The organism is Saccharibacillus sp. O23 (assembly GCF_002205895.1).
Lineage (GTDB): Bacteria > Bacillota > Bacilli > Paenibacillales > Paenibacillaceae > Saccharibacillus.
Genome location: NZ_NJDE01000010.1, coordinates 152,695 through 175,755, shown reverse-complemented (window position 1 = coordinate 175,755; position 23,061 = coordinate 152,695). Strand labels below are relative to the sequence as shown.

General features: G+C 58.1%; 19 protein-coding genes, 1 tRNA gene and 1 other annotated feature. Of the genes, 2 read left to right on the top strand and 18 right to left on the bottom strand.

The window, feature by feature from the left end:
- Positions 1-64: 64 nt before the first annotated feature.
- Positions 65-2,515 carry a leucine--tRNA ligase gene (gene leuS, locus CDO73_RS14740; RefSeq protein ID WP_088489284.1) on the bottom strand — a complete coding sequence of 817 codons (2,451 nt, stop codon included), beginning with the start codon at positions 2,513-2,515 and terminating at the stop codon, positions 65-67.
- Positions 2,516-2,591: 76 nt separating this feature from the next.
- Positions 2,592-2,849: a binding site (T-box leader), on the bottom strand.
- A gap of 139 nt (positions 2,850-2,988) precedes the next feature.
- Here leuS and CDO73_RS14735 point away from each other — a divergent pair.
- The gene (locus CDO73_RS14735; protein WP_088489283.1) at positions 2,989-4,065 is read left to right on the top strand and encodes a HEAT repeat domain-containing protein; all 1,077 of its coding nucleotides are present in this window, start codon (positions 2,989-2,991) and stop codon (positions 4,063-4,065) included.
- 139 nt (positions 4,066-4,204) lie between these two features.
- Here the strand turns inward: CDO73_RS14735 and CDO73_RS14730 are convergent, their stop codons facing one another.
- The 7 genes from CDO73_RS14730 to CDO73_RS14700 form a co-directional block, all read right to left on the bottom strand.
- Positions 4,205-5,059 carry a methyl-accepting chemotaxis protein gene (locus tag CDO73_RS14730; RefSeq protein WP_088489282.1) on the bottom strand — a complete coding sequence of 285 codons (855 nt, stop codon included), beginning with the start codon at positions 5,057-5,059 and terminating at the stop codon, positions 4,205-4,207.
- Positions 5,060-5,145: 86 nt separating this feature from the next.
- Entirely contained in the window at positions 5,146-5,865 is a 720-nt protein-coding gene (locus CDO73_RS14725) for a hypothetical protein (RefSeq protein WP_088489281.1), read from the bottom strand.
- Positions 5,862-6,773 carry an ATP-binding cassette domain-containing protein gene (locus CDO73_RS14720; RefSeq protein WP_088489280.1) on the bottom strand — a complete coding sequence of 304 codons (912 nt, stop codon included), beginning with the start codon at positions 6,771-6,773 and terminating at the stop codon, positions 5,862-5,864. The genes CDO73_RS14725 and CDO73_RS14720 overlap by 4 nt, the downstream gene beginning before the upstream one ends.
- Positions 6,774-7,039: 266 nt before the next feature.
- Complete coding sequence (locus CDO73_RS14715) at positions 7,040-8,611, bottom strand: ABC transporter substrate-binding protein (protein ID WP_088489279.1); 1,572 nt, start codon at positions 8,609-8,611, stop codon at positions 7,040-7,042.
- A gap of 75 nt (positions 8,612-8,686) precedes the next feature.
- The gene (locus CDO73_RS14710) at positions 8,687-9,607 is read right to left on the bottom strand and encodes a carbohydrate ABC transporter permease (protein WP_088489278.1); all 921 of its coding nucleotides are present in this window, start codon (positions 9,605-9,607) and stop codon (positions 8,687-8,689) included.
- A gap of 15 nt (positions 9,608-9,622) precedes the next feature.
- Complete coding sequence (locus tag CDO73_RS14705; RefSeq protein ID WP_256972712.1) at positions 9,623-10,561, bottom strand: ABC transporter permease; 939 nt, start codon at positions 10,559-10,561, stop codon at positions 9,623-9,625.
- A 304-nt stretch (positions 10,562-10,865) separates the two neighbouring features.
- A complete protein-coding gene (locus CDO73_RS14700; protein WP_088489276.1) occupies positions 10,866-11,936 on the bottom strand; it encodes a LacI family DNA-binding transcriptional regulator in 1,071 nt (356 codons plus the stop codon).
- A 387-nt stretch (positions 11,937-12,323) separates the two neighbouring features.
- On the opposite strand from CDO73_RS14700, the gene CDO73_RS14695 reads away from it, so the two are divergent.
- A tRNA-Pro gene (locus CDO73_RS14695) sits at positions 12,324-12,397 on the top strand.
- Positions 12,398-12,469: 72 nt separating this feature from the next.
- Here CDO73_RS14695 and CDO73_RS14690 read toward each other — a convergent pair.
- The 10 genes from CDO73_RS14690 to CDO73_RS14645 all read right to left on the bottom strand — a co-directional run bounded on the left by CDO73_RS14690 (position 12,470) and on the right by CDO73_RS14645 (position 23,047).
- A complete protein-coding gene (locus CDO73_RS14690) occupies positions 12,470-12,949 on the bottom strand; it encodes a DinB family protein (protein ID WP_088489275.1) in 480 nt (159 codons plus the stop codon).
- Between the two features lie 80 nt (positions 12,950-13,029).
- Entirely contained in the window at positions 13,030-14,208 is a 1,179-nt protein-coding gene (locus CDO73_RS14685) for an amidohydrolase (RefSeq protein ID WP_088489274.1), read from the bottom strand.
- Positions 14,209-14,479: 271 nt separating this feature from the next.
- Positions 14,480-15,232, bottom strand: a complete 753-nt coding sequence (locus tag CDO73_RS14680) for an amino acid ABC transporter ATP-binding protein (RefSeq protein ID WP_088489273.1) — start codon at positions 15,230-15,232, stop codon at positions 14,480-14,482.
- Positions 15,229-15,939: an amino acid ABC transporter permease gene (locus tag CDO73_RS14675; protein ID WP_088489272.1), complete on the bottom strand. Its 711-nt coding sequence runs from the start codon at positions 15,937-15,939 to the stop codon at positions 15,229-15,231. Before CDO73_RS14675 ends, CDO73_RS14680 begins: the two co-directional genes overlap by 4 nt.
- Complete coding sequence (locus CDO73_RS14670; RefSeq protein WP_088489271.1) at positions 15,939-16,733, bottom strand: amino acid ABC transporter permease; 795 nt, start codon at positions 16,731-16,733, stop codon at positions 15,939-15,941. Before CDO73_RS14670 ends, CDO73_RS14675 begins: the two co-directional genes overlap by 1 nt.
- 52 nt (positions 16,734-16,785) lie before the next feature.
- A complete protein-coding gene (locus CDO73_RS14665; RefSeq protein ID WP_088489270.1) occupies positions 16,786-17,646 on the bottom strand; it encodes a transporter substrate-binding domain-containing protein in 861 nt (286 codons plus the stop codon).
- A gap of 61 nt (positions 17,647-17,707) precedes the next feature.
- On the bottom strand, positions 17,708-18,232 hold the full coding sequence (locus CDO73_RS14660; RefSeq protein WP_088489269.1) for a GNAT family N-acetyltransferase: 525 nt from the start codon (positions 18,230-18,232) through the stop codon (positions 17,708-17,710).
- A 254-nt stretch (positions 18,233-18,486) separates the two neighbouring features.
- Positions 18,487-19,398, bottom strand: coding sequence for a response regulator (locus CDO73_RS14655; protein WP_088489268.1), 912 nt, complete (start codon positions 19,396-19,398; stop codon positions 18,487-18,489).
- A gap of 4 nt (positions 19,399-19,402) precedes the next feature.
- Positions 19,403-20,758 (bottom strand): ATP-binding protein, encoded by a 1,356-nt coding sequence (locus tag CDO73_RS14650; RefSeq protein WP_088489267.1) that lies wholly within the window; start codon positions 20,756-20,758, stop codon positions 19,403-19,405.
- A 102-nt stretch (positions 20,759-20,860) separates the two neighbouring features.
- Positions 20,861-23,047, bottom strand: coding sequence for an HD domain-containing phosphohydrolase (locus CDO73_RS14645; RefSeq protein ID WP_179218712.1), 2,187 nt, complete (start codon positions 23,045-23,047; stop codon positions 20,861-20,863).
- Between the last annotated feature and the right edge of the window lie 14 nt (positions 23,048-23,061).

Here is a 23,061-nt window from a genome sequence, read left to right as displayed (position 1 = left end):
CGCACCGAGAGCCGAACCGAAGCCCGATGTCTACAGGCTTCGGCTTGCTCCCGCTTTCCCCCGATCAGTTCGCGACGATATTGACCAATTTGCCTGGAACGGCGATCACTTTGCGGACCGTTTTGCCGGCCAGCGCGTTCTGCACGTTCTCCAAGCTCATCGCGTGATCTTCCAACGCTTTGGCATCCCAATCTTTCTGCACGTTGGCACGCTGCACGATCTTGCCGTTGACCTGCACGACGATCTCCACTTCGGATTCCGTCGTCCACGCTTCGTCGAACTTCGGCCATGCCGCGTAAGTCAGGCTGTCGCTGCGGCCCATTTTCTCCCACAGCTCTTCGGCGATATGCGGAGCGAGCGGCGACAACAGCTGAATGAAGTCTTCCATCGCTTGACGCGGCAGTTCTTCCTGCTTGTACGCGTCGTTCGTGAAGATCATCAATTGGCTGATCGCCGTGTTGAAGCGCAGAGCTTCCATGTCTTCGGTCACTTTTTTGATCGTTTTGTGCCAAGTGCGTTTGAACTCGTCCGTACCTGCGCCGTCCGAGATTTTCGCGCTCAAGCTGCCGTTATCGTCCACGAACATCCGGTAAACGCGGGACAAGAAACGGTGCGAGCCTTCCACGCCGTTCGTGTTCCACGGTTTGGTCGCTTCCAGCGGTCCCATGAACATCTCGTAGATGCGCAGCGTATCCGCGCCGAACTCGTTCACGATCTCGTCCGGGTTGATGACGTTGCCGCGCGATTTGCTCATCTTCTCGTTATTAGGGCCAAGGATCATGCCTTGGTTGACCAGCTTTTGGAACGGTTCTTTGGTGCTGACCACGCCGATATCGTAGAGCACTTTGTGCCAGAAACGGGCGTACAGCAGGTGAAGCACCGCGTGTTCCGCGCCGCCGATATACAGATCGACCGGCAGCCAGTAATCCAGCTTGTCTTTGCTGCACAGCTCTTGATCGTTTTTCGGATCGAGGTAGCGCAGGTAATACCAGCAGCTTCCCGCCCACTGCGGCATCGTGTTGGTCTCGCGGCGCGCTTTCATGCCCGTTTCCGGATCGACGGTGTTCACCCAATCCGTCGCGTTCGCCAGCGGCGATTCGCCGGTGCCCGAAGGCTTGATCTCGTCCATTTCCGGCAGCAGCAGCGGCAGGCTTTCTTCCGGCACGGCTTTCATCGTTCCGTCTTCCAGATGGATGATCGGAATCGGTTCGCCCCAGTAGCGCTGACGGCTGAACAGCCAGTCGCGCAGACGGTAAGTCGTTTTGCCTTCGCCTTTGCCGCTTTCTTCGAGCCACTCGATCATGCGCGCGATCGCGTCTTCTTTGTTCAGGCCGTCGAGGAAACCGGAGTTGACGTGTTCGCCTTCGCCCGTGTACGCTTCCTGCTCGATATCGCCGCCTTTGACGACTTCGATGATCTGGATGCCGAATTTCTTGGCGAATTCCCAGTCGCGGGTGTCGTGGCCCGGAACGGCCATGATCGCGCCCGTGCCGTAAGCGGCCAACACGTAATCGGCGATCCAGATCGGCAGCTTGGCTCCGTTGACCGGGTTGACCGCGTAAGCGCCCGTGAACACGCCGCTTTTGTCTTTGTTGAGGTCGGTACGTTCCAGATCGCTTTTATGCGACGCTTTTTCCTGATACGCTTTGACCGCGGATTTCTCGTGTTCGGTCGTGATCGCGTCCACGAGCGGATGCTCCGGAGCCAGCACGCAGTAAGTCGCGCCGTACAGCGTGTCCGGACGGGTCGTGAACACGGTGATGCTCTCGTCCGTGCCTTCGACTTGGAACGTCACTTCCGCGCCTTTCGACTTGCCGATCCAGTTGCGCTGCATGTCTTTCAAGCTTTCCGGCCAGTCCAGCCCGTCCAGATCTTCGAGCAGGCGATCGGCGTAAGCGGTAATTCTCAGCATCCACTGACGCATCGGTTTACGGATGACCGGATGGCCGCCGCGTTCGCTTTTGCCGTCGATGACTTCTTCGTTCGCCAGCACGGTTCCGAGCGCCGGGCACCAGTTGACCGGAATTTCGGCCACGTAAGCCAGATCGCGTTTGTACAGCTGCAGGAAGATCCACTGCGTCCATTTGTAATATTCCGGGTCCGTCGTGCTGATCTCGCGGTCCCAATCGTACGAGAAGCCCAGCGATTTGATCTGGCGGCGGAAGTTGTCGATATTTTTCAACGTAAACTCGCGCGGATGGCCGCCGTTATCGATCGCGTACTGCTCGGCCGGCAGGCCGAACGCGTCCCAGCCCATCGGGTGCATGACGTTGAAGCCCTGCATCCGTTTGTAGCGGGATACGATATCCGTCGCCGTGTAGCCTTCGGGGTGACCGACGTGCAGTCCCGCGCCGGACGGATACGGGAACATGTCCATCGCATAAAATTTAGGTTTGCCGTGATCCGCGTCGTCCGTGCGGAACGTTTTCTCTTCGTCCCATTTCTTCTGCCATTTCGGCTCGATCGTCTGGGCGCGGTAGCCGGTAACGGCCCCTTGCTCGTTTCTTTCGCTCATCGTCATCTGTCCCTTCCGCTTCTGAACTCTCTCTTTTTCTTCAAACAAAAAGCCCCCCATCCCCAGCGTTGTTCACGCTAGGGACGAGAGGCGCTGCTTCCCGTGGTACCACCCTAGTTGACGGCTCGTTCTTGCTCGGGCCGCCCACTTCGACATCCTCTATCGGGGATGAACCGACGCGGCCGGACCGTCTTGTGCCATCCATGAGGGCGTTCGACGTCTATCCGCATATCTCCGAGGCGAGTTCGCGCAGGATTCGTTACCGGGCTTGCACCGACCGCCGGCTCTCTAATCAAACGTTTCCCTGACTACTATTCCTCATCATCGACAAGTATGGATTTTTTGCTTGCAATGCCCCTATTATATAGAAAACAAAAGCGAAAAGTCAATGACTGCGCGACCGATTCGCCCAAGCTGTGGTATACTGATAGGCGCATTCGACGACCGACGCATTTTTAGGAGGAATCCATATCATGTTTACGCCCGAACAGGTCAAACCTTTTATCACGCACGCCGACCCCCTTGTCAGCAACGCGGCGATCGTATTTTTGGCCGAAACGTATAATTACCCGAAGGACGCTGCCGCTCTGGTGCTGGAGAAACTGGTAGCCGCCCCGGACAAGCAGGACGTCTACCTGCATCGCGCGAGATCGTTTCCGCAGACTCCGATTACCGTACAAGCGATGCTGCATCTCTTCAAGGCCGGAATGGTTACGGGAAACGCGCGAATCTTCCTTTCTTATATGCTGCTCGGCAGCAGTCCGGAGCTGCTCAAGCCCGTGCTGAAGCAAATCCAAGAGATCGACGAAGATTGGTACGAAGAAGCGGCGCAGCGCGTACGCATCTCGGAACTCGGCGACGACGAGATCCGCAGCCTCCTTAATGAAGAAACGCGAAAAAACAGCGGGCGCGATTACGGCGATATCGACTACGATCTGCTCGATTTCCTGCTGAGCGAATTGATCGAACGCGAACTGCTCCAGCCGCGCGAGACCATGGACGAACTTCAAGAGCTGTATACGCAGGACCCGACGAATATTCGCACGATCTATCTGATTCAGGCGGCCAGCAAGCTGAAGATCGCTTATGTGCTGCCGCTGCTCTACGACGCGCTGAAATCCGATAACGATCTGCTGGCCGAACAAGCGGCGGACGCGCTCGTGCGTATGGGCAGCGACGAAGTGATCGAATATCTGGTGAAGATGTATAATGAAGAAAAAGACGGCTTCCTTCTGCTCGCGATCGCCGACATCTTCGCCCGCATCCTGCTGCCTTCTTCCGAAGAAGCGCTGATCGCCCTGCTCGAAAAAGAAGATCATTTCACCCGCATCGCCAAGCTCGCCGACAGTCTCTGCCGACTCGGTTCCGAGAACGCCGTCCCGGTCGTGCAGGAATTGGTCAAGATCGGTTACGACAAAGACTACGTGGAGCTGAAAGAGTCGATCTATGCGAGCTGCGTGATGCAAGGCCGCATGCTGCCGGAGCTGGATCAATGGCGCCGCGAGATCGCGGAAGAAGACGAAGCCCGGGAGAAAAGGCTGCGGGGTTGAGCGGCAGATTATAAGTTCGTGCTGTCATCAAGCCGTCTTTGGCGCAAATAAAGTCTCGATCTTCATTCTTCATGCACCAAAAAGGGAAGCAGCGCGGCAGGCTGCTTCCCTTTTATGCGTTTGGTTGTTTTTCGACTATTCACAGCACTTTCGCGATCTGCCGGATCTCCGTCGCGGAAGTCGTGAACTGCTCCATCGAAGCCGCGATTTCTTCCGTGGCGGCCGCCTGCTGTTCGCTCTGCGAAGAGCAGCGCTCGAGCGTATCGTCGAGCCGTCCGATCCGCGTGCGGATCGTTTTCAAGATCGTCTCGATCTCGCGCGCGGAAGAAGCGCTCGATTCCGCCATCTTGCGGATTTCGGAGGCGACGACGCCGAAGCCTCGTCCGTGGTCGCCCGCGTGAGCCGCTTCGATCGACGCGTTGATGCCGAGCAGCGTCGAATTCTCCGAGACTTCGCGGATGAACGACAAGATCTCGTCCGTCTTCTTCAGCTCGGTCACGACGCTGCGTCCCAGTTCTTGAAGTTCGGCGATCTCGGCAGCCAGTTCGGTCGCCGTTCCGGCGATCTCGTTGGTCGCCGAGCGGACTTCTTCCGAACTGAGCGCCAGATTCTCGGCCGCTCCTTCCAACGCCTGCTGATGGCGCAAATTAATGCCCAGCGTCAGCACGCCGGCCGGACGTCCGTTCCCCTGCCGCGTTCCGATCGGTTTGGAGACCGATTTGAACGCCATGCCGTAGACTTCCGCGCCTACGTTCGCGCTTACGGTCCGTCCCTCTTCGAGCGCCTGCCGGATTCCGCCTTTCGACGGAATCGCCGCACCCGGTTCGATCGGGACTTTCACTTCCTCGCCGGGCAGGTAGGTCAAGAATCGCTCGTCATCGGTCAACGCGAACATCACGTCGATCGGGAAGATCTCCTGCACGATCGGCAGGACCAGATCGAACGCCTGCTTGAGCCGTTCTACCTCTTCTCGTCCGGAAATTGCTTCGTTCATTATTCTCCCCCTTCCTTTCATCCAAAAGTATAGCACGGCTTACTTTTTACGGATGCGCACTTTATCGCAGCAAGCAGGCATTTTTTTTACTCTCCGGGATAATCGAGCTGCTTGCGGTTCAAGACGAACAGAAACAGGCTGATCGACAAGGCGGCATAGAGGGCGGCCGCTCCGATCGGCAGCCACTTACTTCCCGCGGACAATTCTCCGTAAGCCGTCAAAGCATGCATCGTCAGCGGCACGGGCGGCAAAGCGTGCGCCAGCCACGCGAGCGGTTCCGGCAGCGAATTCGCGATCCCGCCCGCTCCCAGACCGAGCGCCGTCCAGATGCATAATCCGAGAATCGCATAGAAGCGGGAATAGATCAGTTTGACGCTGAACCAGCCGGACAAAGAAACGCCGAGCAGCGCCATCGCCATATGATACAGCATCCCCATCGCCAGTTCTTCCGGATACGGCAGGCGTTCGAAGCGTCCCAGAAGAGTCGGGTACAAGACGGCCGCAGCTCCCAATGCGCAGGCGAAGATCCAAGCATACAACAACTTGGCGCCGCCCAGCCGCACGATGCTTCGGGCATGAGCCAGCGTCGCCATCTCTTGATTGGCCGTTTCGACGTCGATCGTCAAACTGCCGATCGCGGCCGCCGCGACGAATAGCAGCGCGGACGTAAACGCGTAGCTCTCCATGATCGGATTGGGTACCGTGCTGTAGATCAGCAAAATAATGCCCAGATAGATCACGCTCGGCGCTCCGTAACGATAAGAACGAATAAAGCAGCGATGAATATAAGCGAGCAGCGCGATCATGGCGTTCCCTCCTCGCGGCGCAGCGACAGCAGCGTGCCGCCCGCCGCCCAGAATCCGCGCATGAAGTCTTCGCAAGCCGTATCGGGAATCCCGCATCTCAAGACCGATCCGGCCGCCGTCCAGAGCACCGCCGGGAATTCCGCCGCCAATGCGGCGCGTCCGGTCTCCGGCAGCAATCCGTCCAGCTCGTAATACGCGGCGATCCGCACGTCGTCCGCAGCCCGATTCTTTTCCGGAACCAGACGCCCTTCGCGCAGCCGATAAGTCAGGCTTACCGACTCCCAAGACGGAAGCGGATCGTGCAGAGCCGTAATAACGGCCGCTCCTTCAGCGCGCAGGCCGTGCAGCAGCTTCAGTAATCGGGCCGAAGACTCCGAATCCAACCCGGAGAACGGTTCGTCGAGCAGCAGCAGCTTCGGTTCGTTCAGCAGAGCCTGCATCAGATTGACTTTCTGAAGCATGCCTTTGGAATAATGCAGCAGCATCGAAGCATTTCCTGCCGGCAGTTCGAGCAGCTCGTGCAGTTCTTCGATCCGCTGCGCCAACGGCGCTTTCGCCATGCCCGCGATCCGTCCCATATGCGTCAGATATTCTTCCGACGTCATGCGCAGTTTCGGCAGCCGGTCCGGCGCGAAACCGATAGACAGATCGCGCTGCCGAACGACTTCTCCGGAACTTGACGGGATCATGCCCGCGGCCAGCTTAAGCAGCGTGCTTTTGCCCGAACCGTTGCCGCCTCGCAGAATGACGCTTTCGCCTCCGGTCAAAGACAGCGTGATATCGTTCAGCACCGTTCTTGCGCCGTAACGCCGGCTGACGCCGCTTAGCACCAGCAGCGGCCGATCCGCTTCTGCCTTTGCGCTCGTCGCGTTCGGCGCGATCGACTTCCGACTCCGTAAATTCAGCATTTCAGCAACACACCTATCATCTCCTTCTTTTCCATCTTAAAGGAGTCGGCGGCTGTTTTCAAAATAGCGGACGCAATGCGCGGGGCGAGGCCCGGACGAACAGCAGATCGTCGGCGGATTCCGTATATGCCAAAATCCCGACCCTGCGATTGCAGGATCGGGATTCGCGCTGAACCGAAACCTTCGGAACAGAGAACTGGCCTTCGCCGAGACGTTCAGGACGCTTCGGTTAGGTCGCTTAGATTGCGGCCTGTTCCTTTACCGAATTATTTGGCCGCTTCCATTTTGGTTTTGTATTCATCCAGTTGTTTTTGCAGCTCGGCTTTGACTTTGTCGTAACCGGCCGTTTTCAGTTTGTCGCGGAATTCTTGTACGGCTTGCTCCGGATCGGCAACTTTACCGAAGTTGATTGCCGGACCGAGTTCGCCCGCTACCTGCGAGATCGCCGTCAGTTCGCTTTCGACCGGCGTCTTGTCGAAGACGAATTGGCCGTAAGGGTAAGGGATCTTGATCTTGTCGTATTCGGCATACAGATCGCCGATCTTATCCCACGTCGTGTCGCTCGGGATTTCGTATTTGTCCATGCGGCCGCCCCAGAAGTCGGAGTAGAATTGGTCGCGGGCTTCGTCGTAAGCGGCCGGACGCGTTCTTTTGCCGTCTTTGAGTTCGTACTGCGTGCCTTCCAGACCGTAGTTGATCAGATGGTAGATCTCTTCGTCGTTGCGGATCAAGTCGTATGCCATCAGCGCGCGTTCCGGATTTTTGCTGTGCGCGCCCAGCGAAGTGCCGCCGTGCGTGATCGACAGTTCCGTCAGGTTTTTGCCTCCGGTCATATTGAACGGGAACATTTGCAGTTCGGAACCCGGCTGCGCTTTGTCCATTTCGACGCGCAGACCCGAGAAGGTTTGCGTATGGTGTTGATCGAGACCCGACAGACCGGCTTTGAGCGCGACGCGGTTGTCGTTCTTGTTGTTCAGGGCGTCTTCTCTCCAGAAGCCTTTATCCGCCCAACTCTTCATCAGCTTCGCGTAATCGAGGAACGTATCGCTGAAGATCGGCTCGGCTACCGTATATTTCTCGTCGTTCGATTTCGCCGTGAAGACCGGCATGTAGCCTGTCGAGATCGGCAGTTCCAAGTTATCCGTGTACGATTGCACGTAGCCGCCCCAAGTCTGAGCGCCCGAAGCCATATCCCACGGAATCACGTCCGGTTTGTTGTCTTTGATGTATTGCAGATATTTGCCGATGGTTTCCCAATCTTTGATCGGCTCGGTAATGCCGGCTTCTTTGGCCCAGTCTCCGCGGTAGAAGAACCCGTGGTTGACCCATTGCGTGTACTGGTCTTCCGGAATCAGCACGATCTTGCCGTTGTATTTGCTTTCGTTCCAGTGGTCCTCGGACACTTCGGCCCAAGTCTTAGGCGCGTATTTCGGCAGCAGTTCGTCGAGGTTCATGAACGCTCCGCGCTGCGCGTTGGCCCAAGTATCCAGCCAGTCGGTGCCGATCGTGATCAGGTCCACCGGTTCGCCGGAAGCGAGCAGCAGATTGTATTTCGTCTGCCAATCCGCCCATTCGACCCATTTCCATTCCAGTTCGGCGTTGATTTTTTCTTTCATCAGCGCGTTGACTTTCTCCATCACTTTCTCGAACTGTCCGTTGGTCGGCTTGTCGCCGAGCACCACGTAACTGATCTTCACGAATTTGGACGTGTCCGGCGTGCCGTCCTCGTTCGTCGCTTGCGTGGAAGCCGCTGGTTTGCCGCCGCCTCCGCAGGCCGTCAGCGCGACCAACAGGACTACGCTCAGCAGCCATGACCCTCTTTTTTTCCACTTCGACATTCGTATACCCCCTCTGAATAAGTTGGTTCTGTCCAAAATGTTCAAAACGGTTGGCTTATAGAACGGAAGCGGCGATCAACCTTTGACCGCGCCTACCGTGATGCCCTTAATGAAGTAACGCTGAACGAACGGGTAGAATAAGATGACCGGGCCGGTCGCGATGACGGCGATCGCCATCTTCATCGTTTCGATCGGCACGTCGCTGAGCGGAACGTTCGAGGCGGCGGCCGAGTTGCGGATCGCGTCCGCCTTGGTCACGACGTTGTACAGATAGAGCTGCAGCGGCCGGTAATCCATATCGGCCGACAGGAACAGCATCGAGTTATACCATTCGTTCCAGTAGCCCAGCGCGATGAACAATCCGATCGTCGCCAGCGCCGGCGTGGTCATCGGCAGGATCAGTTTGACGAAGATGGTGAAATCGCCGGCTCCGTCGATCTTGGCCGATTCGGTAATCGCGTGCGGGATCGAACGGACGAAACTCTTCATCATGATGATCAGGAACGGACTCAGCAGTCCCGGCAGCAGCACGGCGAGATAGTTGTCTTTCAAGTGCAGATATTGCGTCATCAGCAGGTAGAACGGAACCAACCCGCCGGAGAACAACGTGGTGAAGTAGATGAAGAACGAGATCTTGTTGCGGAACAAGAAATCGGGACGCTGCAGCGCGTAGCCGGTCATGGCGACGATCAGCAGGCCGACCGCCGTGCCGACGACCGTGATCCCCATCGTGACGGCGTAGGAACCGAGAATTTGCGTCGGATTTTCCAGCACGATCTTATAAGCGAACGTACTGAACTCTCTCGGCCAGAAGTTAAAGCCGAATTTCTTGACGGCGGCTTCGGTGGTGAAAGAAGTGCCGAGGACCAGCAGAAACGGAAGCAGGCAGCACAGCGCGAACGCGCCGATAAACACATAGCTGATAGCCCCGATCAATAAACCGCTGCGGTCCGTTGCTCTGCGGGTGCTCTTCACCCGATCGTCTATAACGCCCATCGTATGCCCCTCCTTCTAAAAGAGTGAATTTTCCGGCGACAGCTTGCGCACCAGCCAGTTGGCCGTCAGTACGATCACGAAGCCGAAGAGCGATTGATACAAGCTGACCGCGCTGCCGAGCGAGAAGTTGAAGTTCGTCATCAGCGAGCGGAAGACGTAAGTCTCGATAATGTCGGTCGTGGCGTAAAGCGCCGTGTTGTTGGCTCCGACCAAGTTGTAGATCAGACCGAAATTGCCTTTGAGGATGCCGCCGAGCGAGAACAGCAGCAGGATGATAAACGTCGGTTTCAGCCACGGAAGCACGATATGGCGGATACGCTGGAACGCGTTGGCTCCGTCGATCTCGGCCGCTTCCACGATCTCGTTATCGAGACCCATGATGGCCGCGAAATAGACGATCGAACCGTAACCGGTAGCTTGCCAGAGGTAGGTCAGCACGATGATGAACGGCCAGGCATTCGGCGACGAATACACTTTGAGCGGTTCCATGCCGAGCGCTTGCAGAACGTGGTTGAGCAGACCGTAGTCGTAGCTCAGGATGTTGTAGGCGATCAGGCCGATCAGAACGGCGGAGATGAAGTGAGGCAGGAACATCAGCGTTTGGGAGATTTTCTTGAACCATTTGCCCCTGAGTTCGTTAAGCAGCACCGCGACCATGATCTGGAGCAGGTTGCCGAGCAGGATGAACGCCAGGTTGTACGCGACGGTATTGAAGGTGAGCCTCCATAAGTCGCCGGTGATGACGAGGAAGCGGAAATTTTCGAAACCGACGAACGGGCTGTGGAAGATGCCGTCCGAATAGTTGTACTTGATGAACGCCAGGTAAAGTCCCGGCATCGGCAGATACGCGAATACGATAAAAAACGCGATTGCCGGCAAGCACATAATCAGCAGCGTACGATTGTTCTTGAACTTTTTCCACCATGAGCCCGTCCGCTTGTTGGCGTATTCCATGCTCGATTCTTTCTCGGTCAATACGGACATTTCATTCCCCTCCTTCGATGTCAACAGCAGGTGCCGCAAGCGATTCAGAGTGAAACCGATTACATTTTTGAAACCATAAAAGGGAGCCTATCCTTCAGGTTTATGCGATCTTCTCATACCCAATCTACGAGTTAAGGCCATAATCCCGGGCGGCTCCCTGGCGTGCTACGAGTTTTAGTGAAACCCGTTTCATTCTGAATTGAAATGTAAGGGCTTTCTTTTGACAACAGAATAATCCCTGAACAAGCGCTTGTCAATCTTTTTCGCAAAAAAATTAACTCGAAGGCCCCTGATACGGAGCGGTCGTTTCCCGCACGATCAGTTCCGGCACGATCGTCTGGAGCAGCGGAACTTTCTTGCCGGCGATCATTTTATCCAGCGTCCGCGCGGCTTGACGTCCGGTTTCCTGAGACAGCAAAGACACCGTCGTCAGCTCCGGAATGCAGTACGTCGCCTGCGGAATATCGTCGTATCCGACGATCGAGAGCTGTTCCGGCACGGAGACTCCCGCACGGTGCGCCGCTTTCAAAGCGCCGATCGCCAGCAGGTCGTTCATGCAGAAAATCGCCGACGGACGGCGTTTCGAATCCAGCAGTCGCGAAGCGAATTCTTGTCCTTTTTCCACGGAGAATCCTTCGGTCATCACCCATTCGCGATGCACGGGCAGTCCGGCGTCCTTCATGGCGGTCCGGAATCCGGCCAACCGCTGCTGCGTATTGGTCATCTTGGAGAAGCCGCCGATCACGGCGATATCCCGGTGTCCCAGATCGATCAGATGCTGCACGGCGAGCTGCGCGCCCAGCTTCTGGTCGGCGGCGACCCGGTTCAGCTTGGTCTTCGGCAGGCTTCCGTTCAGCAGCAGCACGGGCACGCGCTTAGCCAATTCTTCCAATTCCTGAGCCAATGCCGGTTCCGGCTTGGCCAAGTCCACGCGTCCGCCGATCATGACGATGCCGTCGACCTGCTTCTCCATCAGCAGGCTCAAATATTGGGATTCCCGTTCGTACTGCCGATCGTAGAGCCGCTGATTCTCTTCGTTGGTCGAAATGGTGTCGCAGAGAAAATACGTATAACCGAGCTTGCGCGCCTCGTAATCGAAACCGGACAGCACCTCGGGGAAAAAAGGATTCGTGATGTCGGGCAAAATAAAACCGATCATGCCCGTTTCTTTGCGCGTCAAGCTTCGCGCCAACGCATTGGGTTGAAATTGATGTTTGTGCATGAGCGCGACGATCCGGTCCCGCGTTTCTTTCTTGACAGGCGCCGTGTTGTTGAGCACCCGCGACACGGTCGCTACCGACACATTGGCTTCCCTTGCGATATCGTATACGGTTACAGGTCGCATGTCCGATCCCTCCCCAGCGAAACCCTTTTATGAAACGGGTTTCATTTTGCTCATAATTATACGCTTGGCAGGGCCGCGAAAGCAATCGAAATCCTTCATGAAAAAGCAGGCAAATTCTACTCTTTCGGCGCGCGGATCGAATCTTGTCGTTCAAGCGCGATAAGTCAGTTTTTCGCTCGAATCGTTCACCGATTTCGGCGGCGGATCGATATACTCTGTCGTCCGGGCGAACGCTCGAAACGCAGCCGCGCATCAACCTCCGGCGCGCGTTCCTTTTCCGTATAAGGAAAATAGCTTGTCGCGCCGAAACTTTTTATATTTTTCCGAGAAAGTGTTGACACCAAGCAAGCAGGAGCGTATAATCTAGTTTTGTAAGAAATGAGTCGTCGAGACGTAGCTCAGCTTGGTAGAGCGCTTGCTTCGGGAGTAAGAGGCCGCAGGTTCGAATCCTGTCGTCTCGATTCATAACAGAAAGAGAAGGTTCGGCTATTGCCGGACCTTCTCTTTTTTTTGCGTTATGCGAAAGCAGAAGATCACAAACTCGGACTGGCCGCTTTCTGCGCCGCTTTGATCCGGTCGATCTGACCGAGATGCCGGTCGACATGCGCCGAGAATCCTCGGACGATATCGGCGATCCGCACCGTTTCTCCTTTGACGTTGACTCCGCTTTTCTCCCACTCGTGCGGCTCGAGACGGCGCAGCAGTCGTCCGTTATACTGAAGCTGCGCTCGGAAAAAGTCCAAAATATCCGCCGCCGACGCTTCGTTCGTATGCTGGCTCTCTACCCATTCGTTCTGCGAAAACGCGGGCAGCGTCTCCGCCGCGCCGGCCAGAACGGCGCGAAGCCGGAACGAAACGACGATCGCATGATCCGCCAAGTGGCCTAATACTTCCGTAATGCTCCAACTTTCTGCCGCCGCTTTCCACGTTAAACGGCTTTCGCTTTCTCCTTCGATCGCTCGCTGCAAACGCGCATGGGTATCCAAGAAATCTTCAATGATCGGTTCGCTCATCGCAAATCCCCCTTTTTCGTTTTCTTTCGGAGTAAACTTTGATTTTCTATTATGAATTTTTCACATCCTGATTGATGAGATTATGTTGACGTATTCGGCTCGGCCAATCGATATAATGTCCGTTCGGCAAGATCCGCCAGCAGGGCGGCCGCATCCGGCAGCGCGGCTTCGTCCAGTTCGAACGCCGGATGATGCCATTCGCGGCTTCCGGAAGTTCCTACGAACAGAAAAACGCCCGGGACGTGCCGCTGATAGAAAGAGAAGTCTTCGCTGGCGGGCGAAGTCACGCCGCCCCGCGCCGTCAAGCCGAGCGCGGCGGCGGATTGCTCCGCCAAGCGGGTCAGTTCGGCGTCGTTGACGACCGGCGGCGGGCCTCCGCTCCAGCGTACGGAAGCTTCCGCGCCGTACGCGGCGGCCACGCCCGCGGCGATCTCTTCGGCGCGTTCGCGGACCCGGGCGTGCAGGGTCTCGTCGAAAGTGCGGATCGTGCCGCTCAGCACGGCCGTATCCGGAATGACGTTCCACGTATTGCCGGCGTGGATCTGCGTCACGCTCACGACCACCCGTTCCTGCGCGCCGATGCTCCGCGAAGGAATCGTCTGAAGCGCCGTGACGATCTGGGCGGCGGCCACGATCGGATCGATGCCGCTTTCCGGCACCGCGGCATGGGTCGCCGTGCCGCGGACGGTTACCGTAAAACCGTCCGACGCCGCCATGATCGGCCCGGGCGTGATGCCGATCGTGCCGACCGGCAGATCCGGCTTGTTGTGCTGGCCGATAACGGCGCCGACGCCTTCCAGCGCGCCGGCTTCGATAAGCTGCTTCGCGCCTTTGGCCCGCTCTTCCGCGGGCTGGAACAGCAGCCGGACGGTGCCCGGCAGCCCGCTCTCGCGCAGCTTGAGGCTCTGCGCCGCGCCGATCAGCGCGGCGGCGTGAAAATCGTGCCCGCAGGCGTGCATCCGCCCCGGATGCTCGGATGCGAAAGGCAGCCCGGTCTCTTCTTCGATCGGCAGCGCATCGATATCGGCCCGCAGGGCGACGATCGGCCCTTCTCCGCCGCCGATCTCGGCGACCAGCCCGGTCTTCAAGCCGTAATCGGCGACGCGTACGCCGATCTTCTCCAAGACCGCCTTCAGGTAGGCGGTCGTCTCGTATTCTTCCCCGGACAGCTCCGGGTAACGGTGCAGATGCCGCCGGATCTCGATCCAGTCGGCGGCGGCAAGTACGACCGGCTGCGTTTCGGCAGAGCGGCTGCTCATGGCGGACGCCTCCTTCCTTTTGCTGAAAGTTTGACTCTTCGGACTGCTTCGCCGAAGAGGAATCGCGCGTTCGGCGCGGCTGCGGCCACATTTGGTCTTCGTCCTGTCTCAACTGCGGTGACTTCGGCACGGCTCGCCCTTATTCGGGCTGCGCATCATCGAAGTCGCGTGCGTTCCACACGGCTCGCCCCTATCCGGGCTGCGCATCATGGAACGCTGGATACGTTCGACACGGTTCCGCCCTTATTCGGGCTTCACCTTGCCGAAGTCACTAAATACTATAATTAGCCTCCGGAGTAATCCGGCGAAGAAACTGCTTCGTCCGTTCTTCTCTCGGACGCTGGAACACTTCGTCGGGCGTGCCTTCTTCGACGATCAAGCCGCCGTCCATGAACACGACGCGGTTCGCCACGTCGCGGGCGAAGCCCATCTCGTGCGTCACGACGATCATCGTGATGCCTTCTTTGGCGATGGCGCGGATCACTTCCAGCACCTCGCCGACCAGTTCGGGATCGAGCGCCGACGTCGGTTCGTCGAACAAGATCACTTCGGGTTCGAGCGCGAGCGCGCGGGCGATGCCGACGCGCTGCTGCTGGCCGCCCGACAAGCGGCTCGGATAAGCGTCCAGCTTCGCGCCGAGGCCCACTTTCTCCAGCAGTTCCACGCTGCGGCGGCGAGCTTCGGCGAGCGGCAGCTTTTTGACCACGAGCAGAGCTTCCATCACGTTCTCCAGCGCCGTCTTGTGACGGAACAGATTATACTGCTGGAATACCATCGCCGTTTTGCGCCGCAGCCGCAAAATATCGCTGCGCCGCGCGCGGGAGCAATCGACCCTTAGATCGCCTACGGCGATCTCGCCGCTGCCCGGCTTTTCCAGATAATTGATGCAGCGCAGCAGCGTCGTTTTGCCCGATCCGCTGGCGCCGAGAATGACGACCACTTCCCCCGTGCCGACGTTCAAGCTGATATCCCGAAGAACCGGATTCCGTCCGAACGATTTGGAGATTTTGCTCAACTGGATCATGCTACACCTCCCCGATTATACGCGCCGACTCTTTTTTCGATCAGCGCCGCGGCCCGTTCGATCAGCACCGTCAAGCCCCAGAAGATCAGCGCAGCCGCCAAGTAAGCTTCGAAGAACTTCCAGTTCGTCGAAGCGACGATCTGCGCCTGAGCGTTGATGTCCACGACCGATACGGCGAACGCCAGCGTCGAACCGTGCAGCATCCCGATGACGGAATTGGCCAGGTTCGGCAGCGCGGCCGCCAACGCCTGAGGAAACACGATGCGCCGCAGCGATTGGATCTGCGTCATGCCGACGGACTGCGCCGCTTCGAGCTGCCCGCGGTCTACCGCTTGAATGCCCGCCCGCACCACTTCCGACATATAAGCTCCGGCCGTGATCGAGAACGAAATATAGGCGAAGCCGATCATCGGGATCGAGACCGCGCGGAAGCTCCAGCCGAACTGCGCGGCCAGCGCGTCGATGATCATCGGCAGACCGAAATAGATCAGCAGCAGATGCGTCAGCATCGGCGTCCCGCGAATGAACGTGACGTAAGCCGACGCGATCTGGCTCAATACCGGAACCCGGTACAGCCGCAGCAGCGCCGTGACCGTACCGATCAGAAATCCGGCCGAGACGCTGACGACCGTAATGGACAGCGTCGTCGGAATCGCGCCCAAGAGCTGCACGAAAGCCGTCCAGATAAACGAAGGATCAAGCTGCATCAGATTCCGCCTCCTTTTCCCGCGTCCGCTTCGGCCAGACTATTCCATACCGAACGGTAGGAACCGCGCCGCTTGAGCTTGAACCGTCCGGCGCTGCCGGAACGCTCCCGGATCTCGTGCCGGGTCAACCGGCGTTCCGCCGCCGCCAGCAGCCGTTCGAGCGTAAAGCTGATGATCAGATAGATGAACGCAAGCGCGATATACGTTTCGATAAAATGCTGGGTCAACGCGCCGAGCGTCTGCGCTTTGCCCGTCATCTCCATGACGCCGAGCGTGAACGCGAGCGACGTGTCTTTGAGCAGCGCGATGACCAGATTCGAGAACACCGGCACCGCGATGGCCAGCGCCTGCGGCAGCACGATGCGCGAGAAAGCCTGATAAGGCGTCATCCCTGCCGCGTAAGCCGCTTCGACCTGTCCGCGATCCACCGCTTCGACCGAAGCGCGGATCATCTCCGCCGCGTAAGCGCCGGTATGCAGGCCGTAAGTCAGTATGACGAAGAACATCACGGGAGCCCGCGTCAGATCGAGTCCGACAAGCTTCAGGATCTCCGGCAGTCCGTAATAGAACAAGAAGAGCTGGATCAGAATCGGCGTTCCGCGGAAAAAAGACAGATAGATGCCCGATAACGTCCGCAGCACGGGAATCTTGTACATGCGCGGGAGCGCGACCAGAAATCCGGCCACGAGCCCCGTCAGCAGCGAACCGGCGACGATCAGGAGCGTGACGCCGAGCGTCTCCAGCAGCTTCGGCAGGAACGAAAAGACGTAGCCGATATCAAAAGGCGCGCCCATAACTCAAACTCCTTTCGTTTGGCAGGTAATCAGAACGATCGTTTGCCGATCTTTACTCGGCATGGTCTCCGGTCACGTCGCTGCCGAGCCATTCGGTGCTCAGCTTGCTCAGCGTGCCGTCTTCTTTCAGCTCTTTGACCGCGCCGTCGATCGCGTCGGACAGCGCCTTCTCGTCGGCTTCGTCTTTGCGGAACACGTAGAGCACGTCGTCGGAAGACAATTCGTCGCCGACCAGCTTCAGCTGTTTCTGCGGATCGATGACCGGGACCACGAAGTCCGCCGCGATCGTCGCGTCCACGCGTCCCGAGACGATCTGGCTGACCGTATCGTTCGCCTGTCCGCTCTGGTACACGATATCGATTTTCGAGTCGTGGTCTTTGTTGTAGTTCTCCAGAATCTGCGCTTCGGCGCTGGTCGCGCTGGTCAAGACTTTTTTGCCGGCCAGATCGTCCAGCGATCGGATCGAATCGTTGTCTTTCGCCACGACGATCCGGTTGCGCCAGTGCGCGTACGGCTCGGCGTTAAAGGCGTATTTCTGTTCGCGTTCCGGGTTCTTCTCCATGACGTGGGCGACCAGATCGATCTTGTCCGTCTCCAGACTGAGCAGCAGATTGCTGAAATCCATCGTCTGGAATTCGAATTCGTACTGCGGCAGCAGCTCGTCGATCTTGCGCAGCAGTTCCACGTCGAAGCCGGTCAGTTTGCCGTTCTCGTCGATAAAGCACACCCGAGGAAATCCCGTGCCTGTCCCGACCACGATCTTGGTGACTTTGCCGGACGTTTCTCCCCCGCTTCCCGAAGCCTGCGCCGCCGGTTCTCCGCTCGTGCCGCAGCCGGAAGCGACCAGCATCAGAGCAAGCGTCGCGAGACTCAACCATTTTTTGTTTTTGCTTTTCGTCGTTTGGAATTTCATCTGTATTTATCCCCTTCGAATAGAATGTCTTTTTTGCCGGAGCCTGACGGGAACTCTTGGTTTATGCGCGGCCGCGAACAGGATCGGCGTAACGGTACTCGGCGATATTTTTGCGCAGCAGGTACATGATGCCGTCCCCGTTCTTGGCGTCGATCTCCAAGATGCGCTCGTAACCGCGGCGTTCGTACATCTGTACCAGCCACGGATGTTTCTGAGCGGTCGCCAGCGTCACTTCGGAATGGCCGTGCCGCCCGAAGACGATCTCTTTTTCCACCCAATCGAGCAGCCGTCCTCCGTATCCTTTATTGGAACGGTCGGGATCGGCGGCGAACCATTTGACGAAAGGCAGGTCCGTAATCGCTTTGGCTTCTCCGCTCGTCGACAACGTCACCGTCGCGACCGGTTCGCCGCCCGCTTCGAGCAGATAACATTCGTTCTCCTCGATATTTTTCAGCACCAGCGGCAGATCGGCATGGGCCGCAGGCCATCGCAGCCCCAATTCGCGAATCAATCCGTATGCCCGGTAGGTAATATCGACCAATCGCTTTGCATCTTCCGGTACGGCTCTCCGATACACTTCACTCATTTCGCTGCTCCTTTGCGCCTTAATTTTACAACACCTATTTGTTTACTCGGGATTGATTGCTGTTAACTTTATCACTCTCGCCTTCCTCCCGCTAATAGACTTTTTCGATTTGCTTATACAAAACATTGATAAGCAGCGTCCGGTCCGAAGACTCGCTTCCGCAAGCGCGCCGCTTCTTGTTCGCCGGGGCCGCCGATAGGATTGCACGCCGAAAAGGAGAGCCGAAAGCTCTCCTCGGTTTCTTCTTATGCGGCTTAACCCGTCTCCAGGCGGTCGAGCATCTCCAGATACATAACCTGCAAAAACTTTTTGATGCTGACTTTGGTTCGGCCTTCGCCGTGCGCTTCGTCGATCTCTTTCATCTTGGCCCGAACATCTTCGAAGTCGAAATACAGCGGCGCGTAATGTTCGAACTTGGGGTTGCCGTAATCGGTCAACCCGATCGACGCCAGATGGGTCAGCGCGGCGGAGACCGTACGCCGAATCCGCTGCTCGGCGGCTTTGGCCTCGCGTTCGATTTCGCGCGGCGTTCCGCCCCGTTGCGCCGCCGCTTCTTCGTAGAGCTGGCGCAGAGGCGGGAATTCGCCGCGTTCGTCGCGCCGGATCAAGCTCTCCATAATCGCCGTGATGTCCGCGCAGCCCGCTTCGCCCAGAATGCCCAGATTCATATAGATCGGACGCAGCACCTCCGCCGCTCCTCTCCGTTTGGCCGCCGAGATTCCGCCGCGGCCCTCGGTCTTGCCGACGCCGCCCAACTTGGAGAGCGAGGCGCGCAGTTCGGTCAGATACCGGCTCAACTCCGCATGCTCGCTCACCTTGGACAGCACCGCCTCCACTTCGATCCGGTTGATCGGTTTGCGCAGGAAAAATTCGATGCCCGAGCGATAAGCTTCTCCGACCATCTCGCCGTCCTCGATCTGCGAGATCATGACGCATTTGCCGCCGAATCCTTGCTCCCGCAGCCGCTCCAGCGTCTCGATGCCGTCTTGGTCGGGCATCAGCCAATCGATCAGCACGATATCGGGCGACGTCTCCGTCACCACCCGAACGCCTTCTTCGCCGCCGCGCGCCGTGCCGACCACCTCGCCCAAGCCTCCGCTTTCGATGATCTGCTCCAACATCGCGCGCACGGCCGGATCGTCGTCGATAATACAATAAGACGCCATGCGTCTATTCCCCCTTTTTCAATCGCTCCGTCGGAAAATCGGCTTCGAACGCCGTCGTCCATCCGTCTTCTCCGCTCGGCAGCAGCCGGATGTCTCCGCCCAATTCATGCGCGATATCGCGCACGTGCGACAATCCGATTCCGGTCGCCGCGGTTCCGCTCTCGCCGAACTTGGTCGTGAACCCCGGTTCGAACACCAGCGACCGGTTCTTCTCGGGAATGCCTCGCCCGGTGTCGCGCACCGTCAAGCGCGTGCGGCCGTCGGCTTGGCGAATCTCCAAGCCGATCACGCCGGAACGCTCCGTCGCTTCGACCGCGTTCGCGAGCAGATTGTTCAGCAGCGACAGCAGCGGCAGATGCTGCGCGGTCGCGTAATCGTCCGATGCTTCTACGTCGAACAAGATCGGCTTGCCCAGCATCGCCGCGTATTTCCGATTGCCGCGAAGCGCGTAGTCGGCGATCTCCGTAAGCGTCAGCAGCGTCTTCGATTCCTGATCGAACAGCTTGAGCAGCCCCGCCGCGATCCGCTGCGAATCTTTCTTGACCTCGTGCAGTTCCTGCGTGAGCTTCAACTGCCGCCGTCCCATTTCTTCCGATCCTTCGCGCTTGAGATCGGCATACAAGCGATAACTGTCGCCGGTGACGCGTTCGATGGCGGCCATCGACTTGCGCAGATAGAAGATTTCTCCGTAAAGGCCCGAGTTGACGGTCAGCATCTGTTCTATCCGTTTGCTTTGTTCCAGGTGCAGCGCCCGAATCTGGCTGACCGCGATGCTGCTGTACAATCCCGTGACGAAAAATCCTCTCGCGAGTCCGACGACCGCGATATACCCCCATGTCGCGGGATTGGCGATATCCGAACCGTTCAGCAGCCAGCGGCAGACCATCTCCGCCCCGTTCGATACCAGATCGATGCCCGCGCAGCAGGCGCCGAGCGCTAACGCGTTCATGCTACCGATCCGGCGCTGAAGCGGCAGAAGACCCGCAGCGAACACCAAATAATACAAGCCGCTCGACGTATGCATCCGCAGGCTGTTTTCCAGAAGGAAATCGCCGGGCGCGAAAATCAGATCGAGCAGCACGCGAAACAGAACCACCGTGACGGCCGCGTACAGTCCTGCTTTGACGTACGGCAGGCGATTCATCAACAGCAGAAACAGCAGGAACGCGCTCCCGCCGAGCGCGATCCGAAACAAATCGCCGGGAACCGGATTGATCTTGAACTCGCCCGCGGCCGCCGTGCCCAGCGCTACCGCGAGAAGCTGTACTTTTTCGTTGCGGAAAATGGCATGCACGAATCCTCCGCTCTCCTTTTTCGGACGGATGCTCCGCCTTTTTTGATCGCTTATCCATGGTATCATATTCGAAACGTTTCCTTTTCCGGCCGCAGCAAAAAAAGACGGACGTCGCGTCCGCCTCGATTCGTTTTGCCGTCGCTCCCGGCAGATCGCGAGCCGATTCCGTCAAGCTTTGACCGTATTAGGCATCTCGCCGCTTGCTTTCCGAATTTCGGCGGCCGCCGAATGCCTGCCTTCGAATTCGAGCAGCAGCTGCGTGCCGCTCGGGTCCGTGTAGAGAAAAAGCCGGTCCGCCGAAGCGTACATCACGCCGAACCCGCGCCCCAACGAGCGTTTGCTGCTGTAGCCGGAAGCCACGAACGTCTTCGGCAGTTCGTGCAGCGCGATCCCCGAACCTTCGTCGCGAACCAGCACTTGCAGCGAATCGCCGCGCGCGAACGCGGTCACTTCTCCGCCGAGCGCGTGTTTGAGCATATTGGTCGAAGCTTCGGATACCGCCAACTTGACCTGCATCAGCCGCTTGGGATTCTCCTGCGGCATGAAGGAAGCGGCGAGGTCGCGGCTGCGGGCGATATCCGCCCGGGCGGTCACGTTCAGACCGTCCAGACGTTCTCCCAGACGCTCGCGCAATTCTTCGGCGCTGCGGCACAACTCCACTTTGCCTTCCGACAACGCGAAGATCACCTCCCGATAAGCAAGCAGCGTCTCTTCGCGCAATTTCTGCCGATAAGCGAACGCCGGCGTAATATCCGTCAGCGCGATGCGCACTTCTCCGTGACCGGGGTAAAAATGGGCTTCGTAGGTCCGGCCGGCATGCGTCAATCGTTCATAGAACGATTTCTGTTCCGCTTCCGCCCGCCGGGCCATGCGCATGAGCGAAGGTTCCAGCGCCGGATCTTCCAATCCGTACAGCAGCCCGTCCGAAGCCAGCTGCAGCTGAATGCTGGACCCTACGTAATCGCCGTAGTGATCGCTTTGCGGTTCTTGAGGCGTACCGGAAGCGGATCGGAGCGTCGTCGCGCCGCGATCGCCTATATCCGTGCGCTCGGCTGCTTGATCCGGATTCCCGAACGAAGCGGCCGCCTCCAGCCCTTGACGAAATAACTGCTCGCGCAGCCAATGCACGAAGTGAACGTTGACGACCGCGGCCAGCTCCGGATCGATTTCCCGTCCCGCCAGCTTGCGAACCTGTTCGCACACGGCTTCGTCGTCCGCTCCGCGATGCAGCAGATGGTCCAAACGGCTGCATAACGCCAAGATTCGGGACTCGTAAGGAATGGCTTTGCCTTGAAGCCCGTCCGGGAAGCCTTTGCCGTCCCAGCGTTCGTGATGATGCCGCACCCAACGCGCCGCGCGTTCGTCTTGCGTGAGCGTCAGAATGATCTCGGCGCCTTTCTCGCTGTGGGAGCGGTACTCGTCTTCTTCCGAGAGCGACAACGCGCCCCGCTTATTGAACAGGTAAGCCGGAAGCGCCGATTTGCCGATGTCGTGTTGAATCGCCGTTTGAACAAGCACCCTTTTCTTGTCGCGCGGATAAGAGAGCCGGTCCGACAAGCAGTCGGCGATCGCTCCGGCGCGCATGCCGTGACCTTCGAGATCGGGCGAGAGACGCGATTCGAACAACAAACTGAATCGTTCGTACGTTCGGCGCCAACCGGCGACTTCGCGTACGTAAATATTGGAGAAATACAAAATAAAGAACAAAAACAATCCCGTATAAGCAAGTTCCGAAACGGAATCGTCTTCAAGCAAGCGGCTCAGAAAATGCGGAATGACCGCGATGCAGAGCAGAATCGGAACGACCGTCTCGCGCAGCCGCCCGCGAATCCCGGCCCATACGGAAGTGCCGGTCAAGATCTTGCGCATTCCGGCAGCCAAAGGAACCTTGACGGCTTTGAAAGCGAGTGCCGCCGCGGCCGCTTTGGCGTATATGGACGCATCCGGCCAAATCCCCTCCAAACCGTGAAGCGCCAGAGCGGCTCCGCAGGTGCTGAGCGTATAGATGCCGATACGCGCCAACCAGCGGGTCGGATCGAATCCTTTCCGGCGGAATCCGCTTTGACGCGCTTCGTTCGACAAGCAGCTGATAAACACGCCGAGCAGCGCGGTGTACAAACCGAAGCCGATCAGCAGCGTCAGGAACCCGATCAGACCTGCGGCGAATTCGTCTCCGCTGATCAACCGGATCGGAAACAAATCGAGCAGCAGCGTCAGAAACAAGATCGGCAGAACGGACGCCCACAAGACCTGACCGGAACCGACGGCGAGAATCGCCCCGTACACAAATCCGGCCAGCGCCCAGAACGGATAAGGATTTCCTTTGCCGTTTGCCGCGTTGGGTAATGTATTCAAGCTCATCGGTTCCT

Excerpts from the sequence above, each read along its gene's own strand:
- leuS (WP_088489284.1), bottom strand. The coding sequence starts at position 2,515 with ATGAGCGAAAGAAACGAGCAAGGGGCCGTTACCGGCTACCGCGCCCAG.
- CDO73_RS14735 (WP_088489283.1), top strand. The coding sequence starts at position 2,989 with ATGTTTACGCCCGAACAGGTCAAACCTTTTATCACGCACGCCGACCCC.
- CDO73_RS14730 (WP_088489282.1), bottom strand. The coding sequence starts at position 5,059 with ATGAACGAAGCAATTTCCGGACGAGAAGAGGTAGAACGGCTCAAGCAG.
- CDO73_RS14725 (WP_088489281.1), bottom strand. The coding sequence starts at position 5,865 with ATGATCGCGCTGCTCGCTTATATTCATCGCTGCTTTATTCGTTCTTAT.
- CDO73_RS14720 (WP_088489280.1), bottom strand. The coding sequence starts at position 6,773 with ATGCTGAATTTACGGAGTCGGAAGTCGATCGCGCCGAACGCGACGAGC.
- CDO73_RS14715 (WP_088489279.1), bottom strand. The coding sequence starts at position 8,611 with ATGTCGAAGTGGAAAAAAAGAGGGTCATGGCTGCTGAGCGTAGTCCTG.
- CDO73_RS14710 (WP_088489278.1), bottom strand. The coding sequence starts at position 9,607 with ATGGGCGTTATAGACGATCGGGTGAAGAGCACCCGCAGAGCAACGGAC.
- CDO73_RS14705 (WP_256972712.1), bottom strand. The coding sequence starts at position 10,561 with ATGGAATACGCCAACAAGCGGACGGGCTCATGGTGGAAAAAGTTCAAG.
- CDO73_RS14700 (WP_088489276.1), bottom strand. The coding sequence starts at position 11,936 with ATGCGACCTGTAACCGTATACGATATCGCAAGGGAAGCCAATGTGTCG.
- CDO73_RS14690 (WP_088489275.1), bottom strand. The coding sequence starts at position 12,949 with ATGAGCGAACCGATCATTGAAGATTTCTTGGATACCCATGCGCGTTTG.
- CDO73_RS14685 (WP_088489274.1), bottom strand. The coding sequence starts at position 14,208 with ATGAGCAGCCGCTCTGCCGAAACGCAGCCGGTCGTACTTGCCGCCGCC.
- CDO73_RS14680 (WP_088489273.1), bottom strand. The coding sequence starts at position 15,232 with ATGATCCAGTTGAGCAAAATCTCCAAATCGTTCGGACGGAATCCGGTT.
- CDO73_RS14675 (WP_088489272.1), bottom strand. The coding sequence starts at position 15,939 with ATGCAGCTTGATCCTTCGTTTATCTGGACGGCTTTCGTGCAGCTCTTG.
- CDO73_RS14670 (WP_088489271.1), bottom strand. The coding sequence starts at position 16,733 with ATGGGCGCGCCTTTTGATATCGGCTACGTCTTTTCGTTCCTGCCGAAG.
- CDO73_RS14665 (WP_088489270.1), bottom strand. The coding sequence starts at position 17,646 with ATGAAATTCCAAACGACGAAAAGCAAAAACAAAAAATGGTTGAGTCTC.
- CDO73_RS14660 (WP_088489269.1), bottom strand. The coding sequence starts at position 18,232 with ATGAGTGAAGTGTATCGGAGAGCCGTACCGGAAGATGCAAAGCGATTG.
- CDO73_RS14655 (WP_088489268.1), bottom strand. The coding sequence starts at position 19,398 with ATGGCGTCTTATTGTATTATCGACGACGATCCGGCCGTGCGCGCGATG.
- CDO73_RS14650 (WP_088489267.1), bottom strand. The coding sequence starts at position 20,758 with ATGATACCATGGATAAGCGATCAAAAAAGGCGGAGCATCCGTCCGAAA.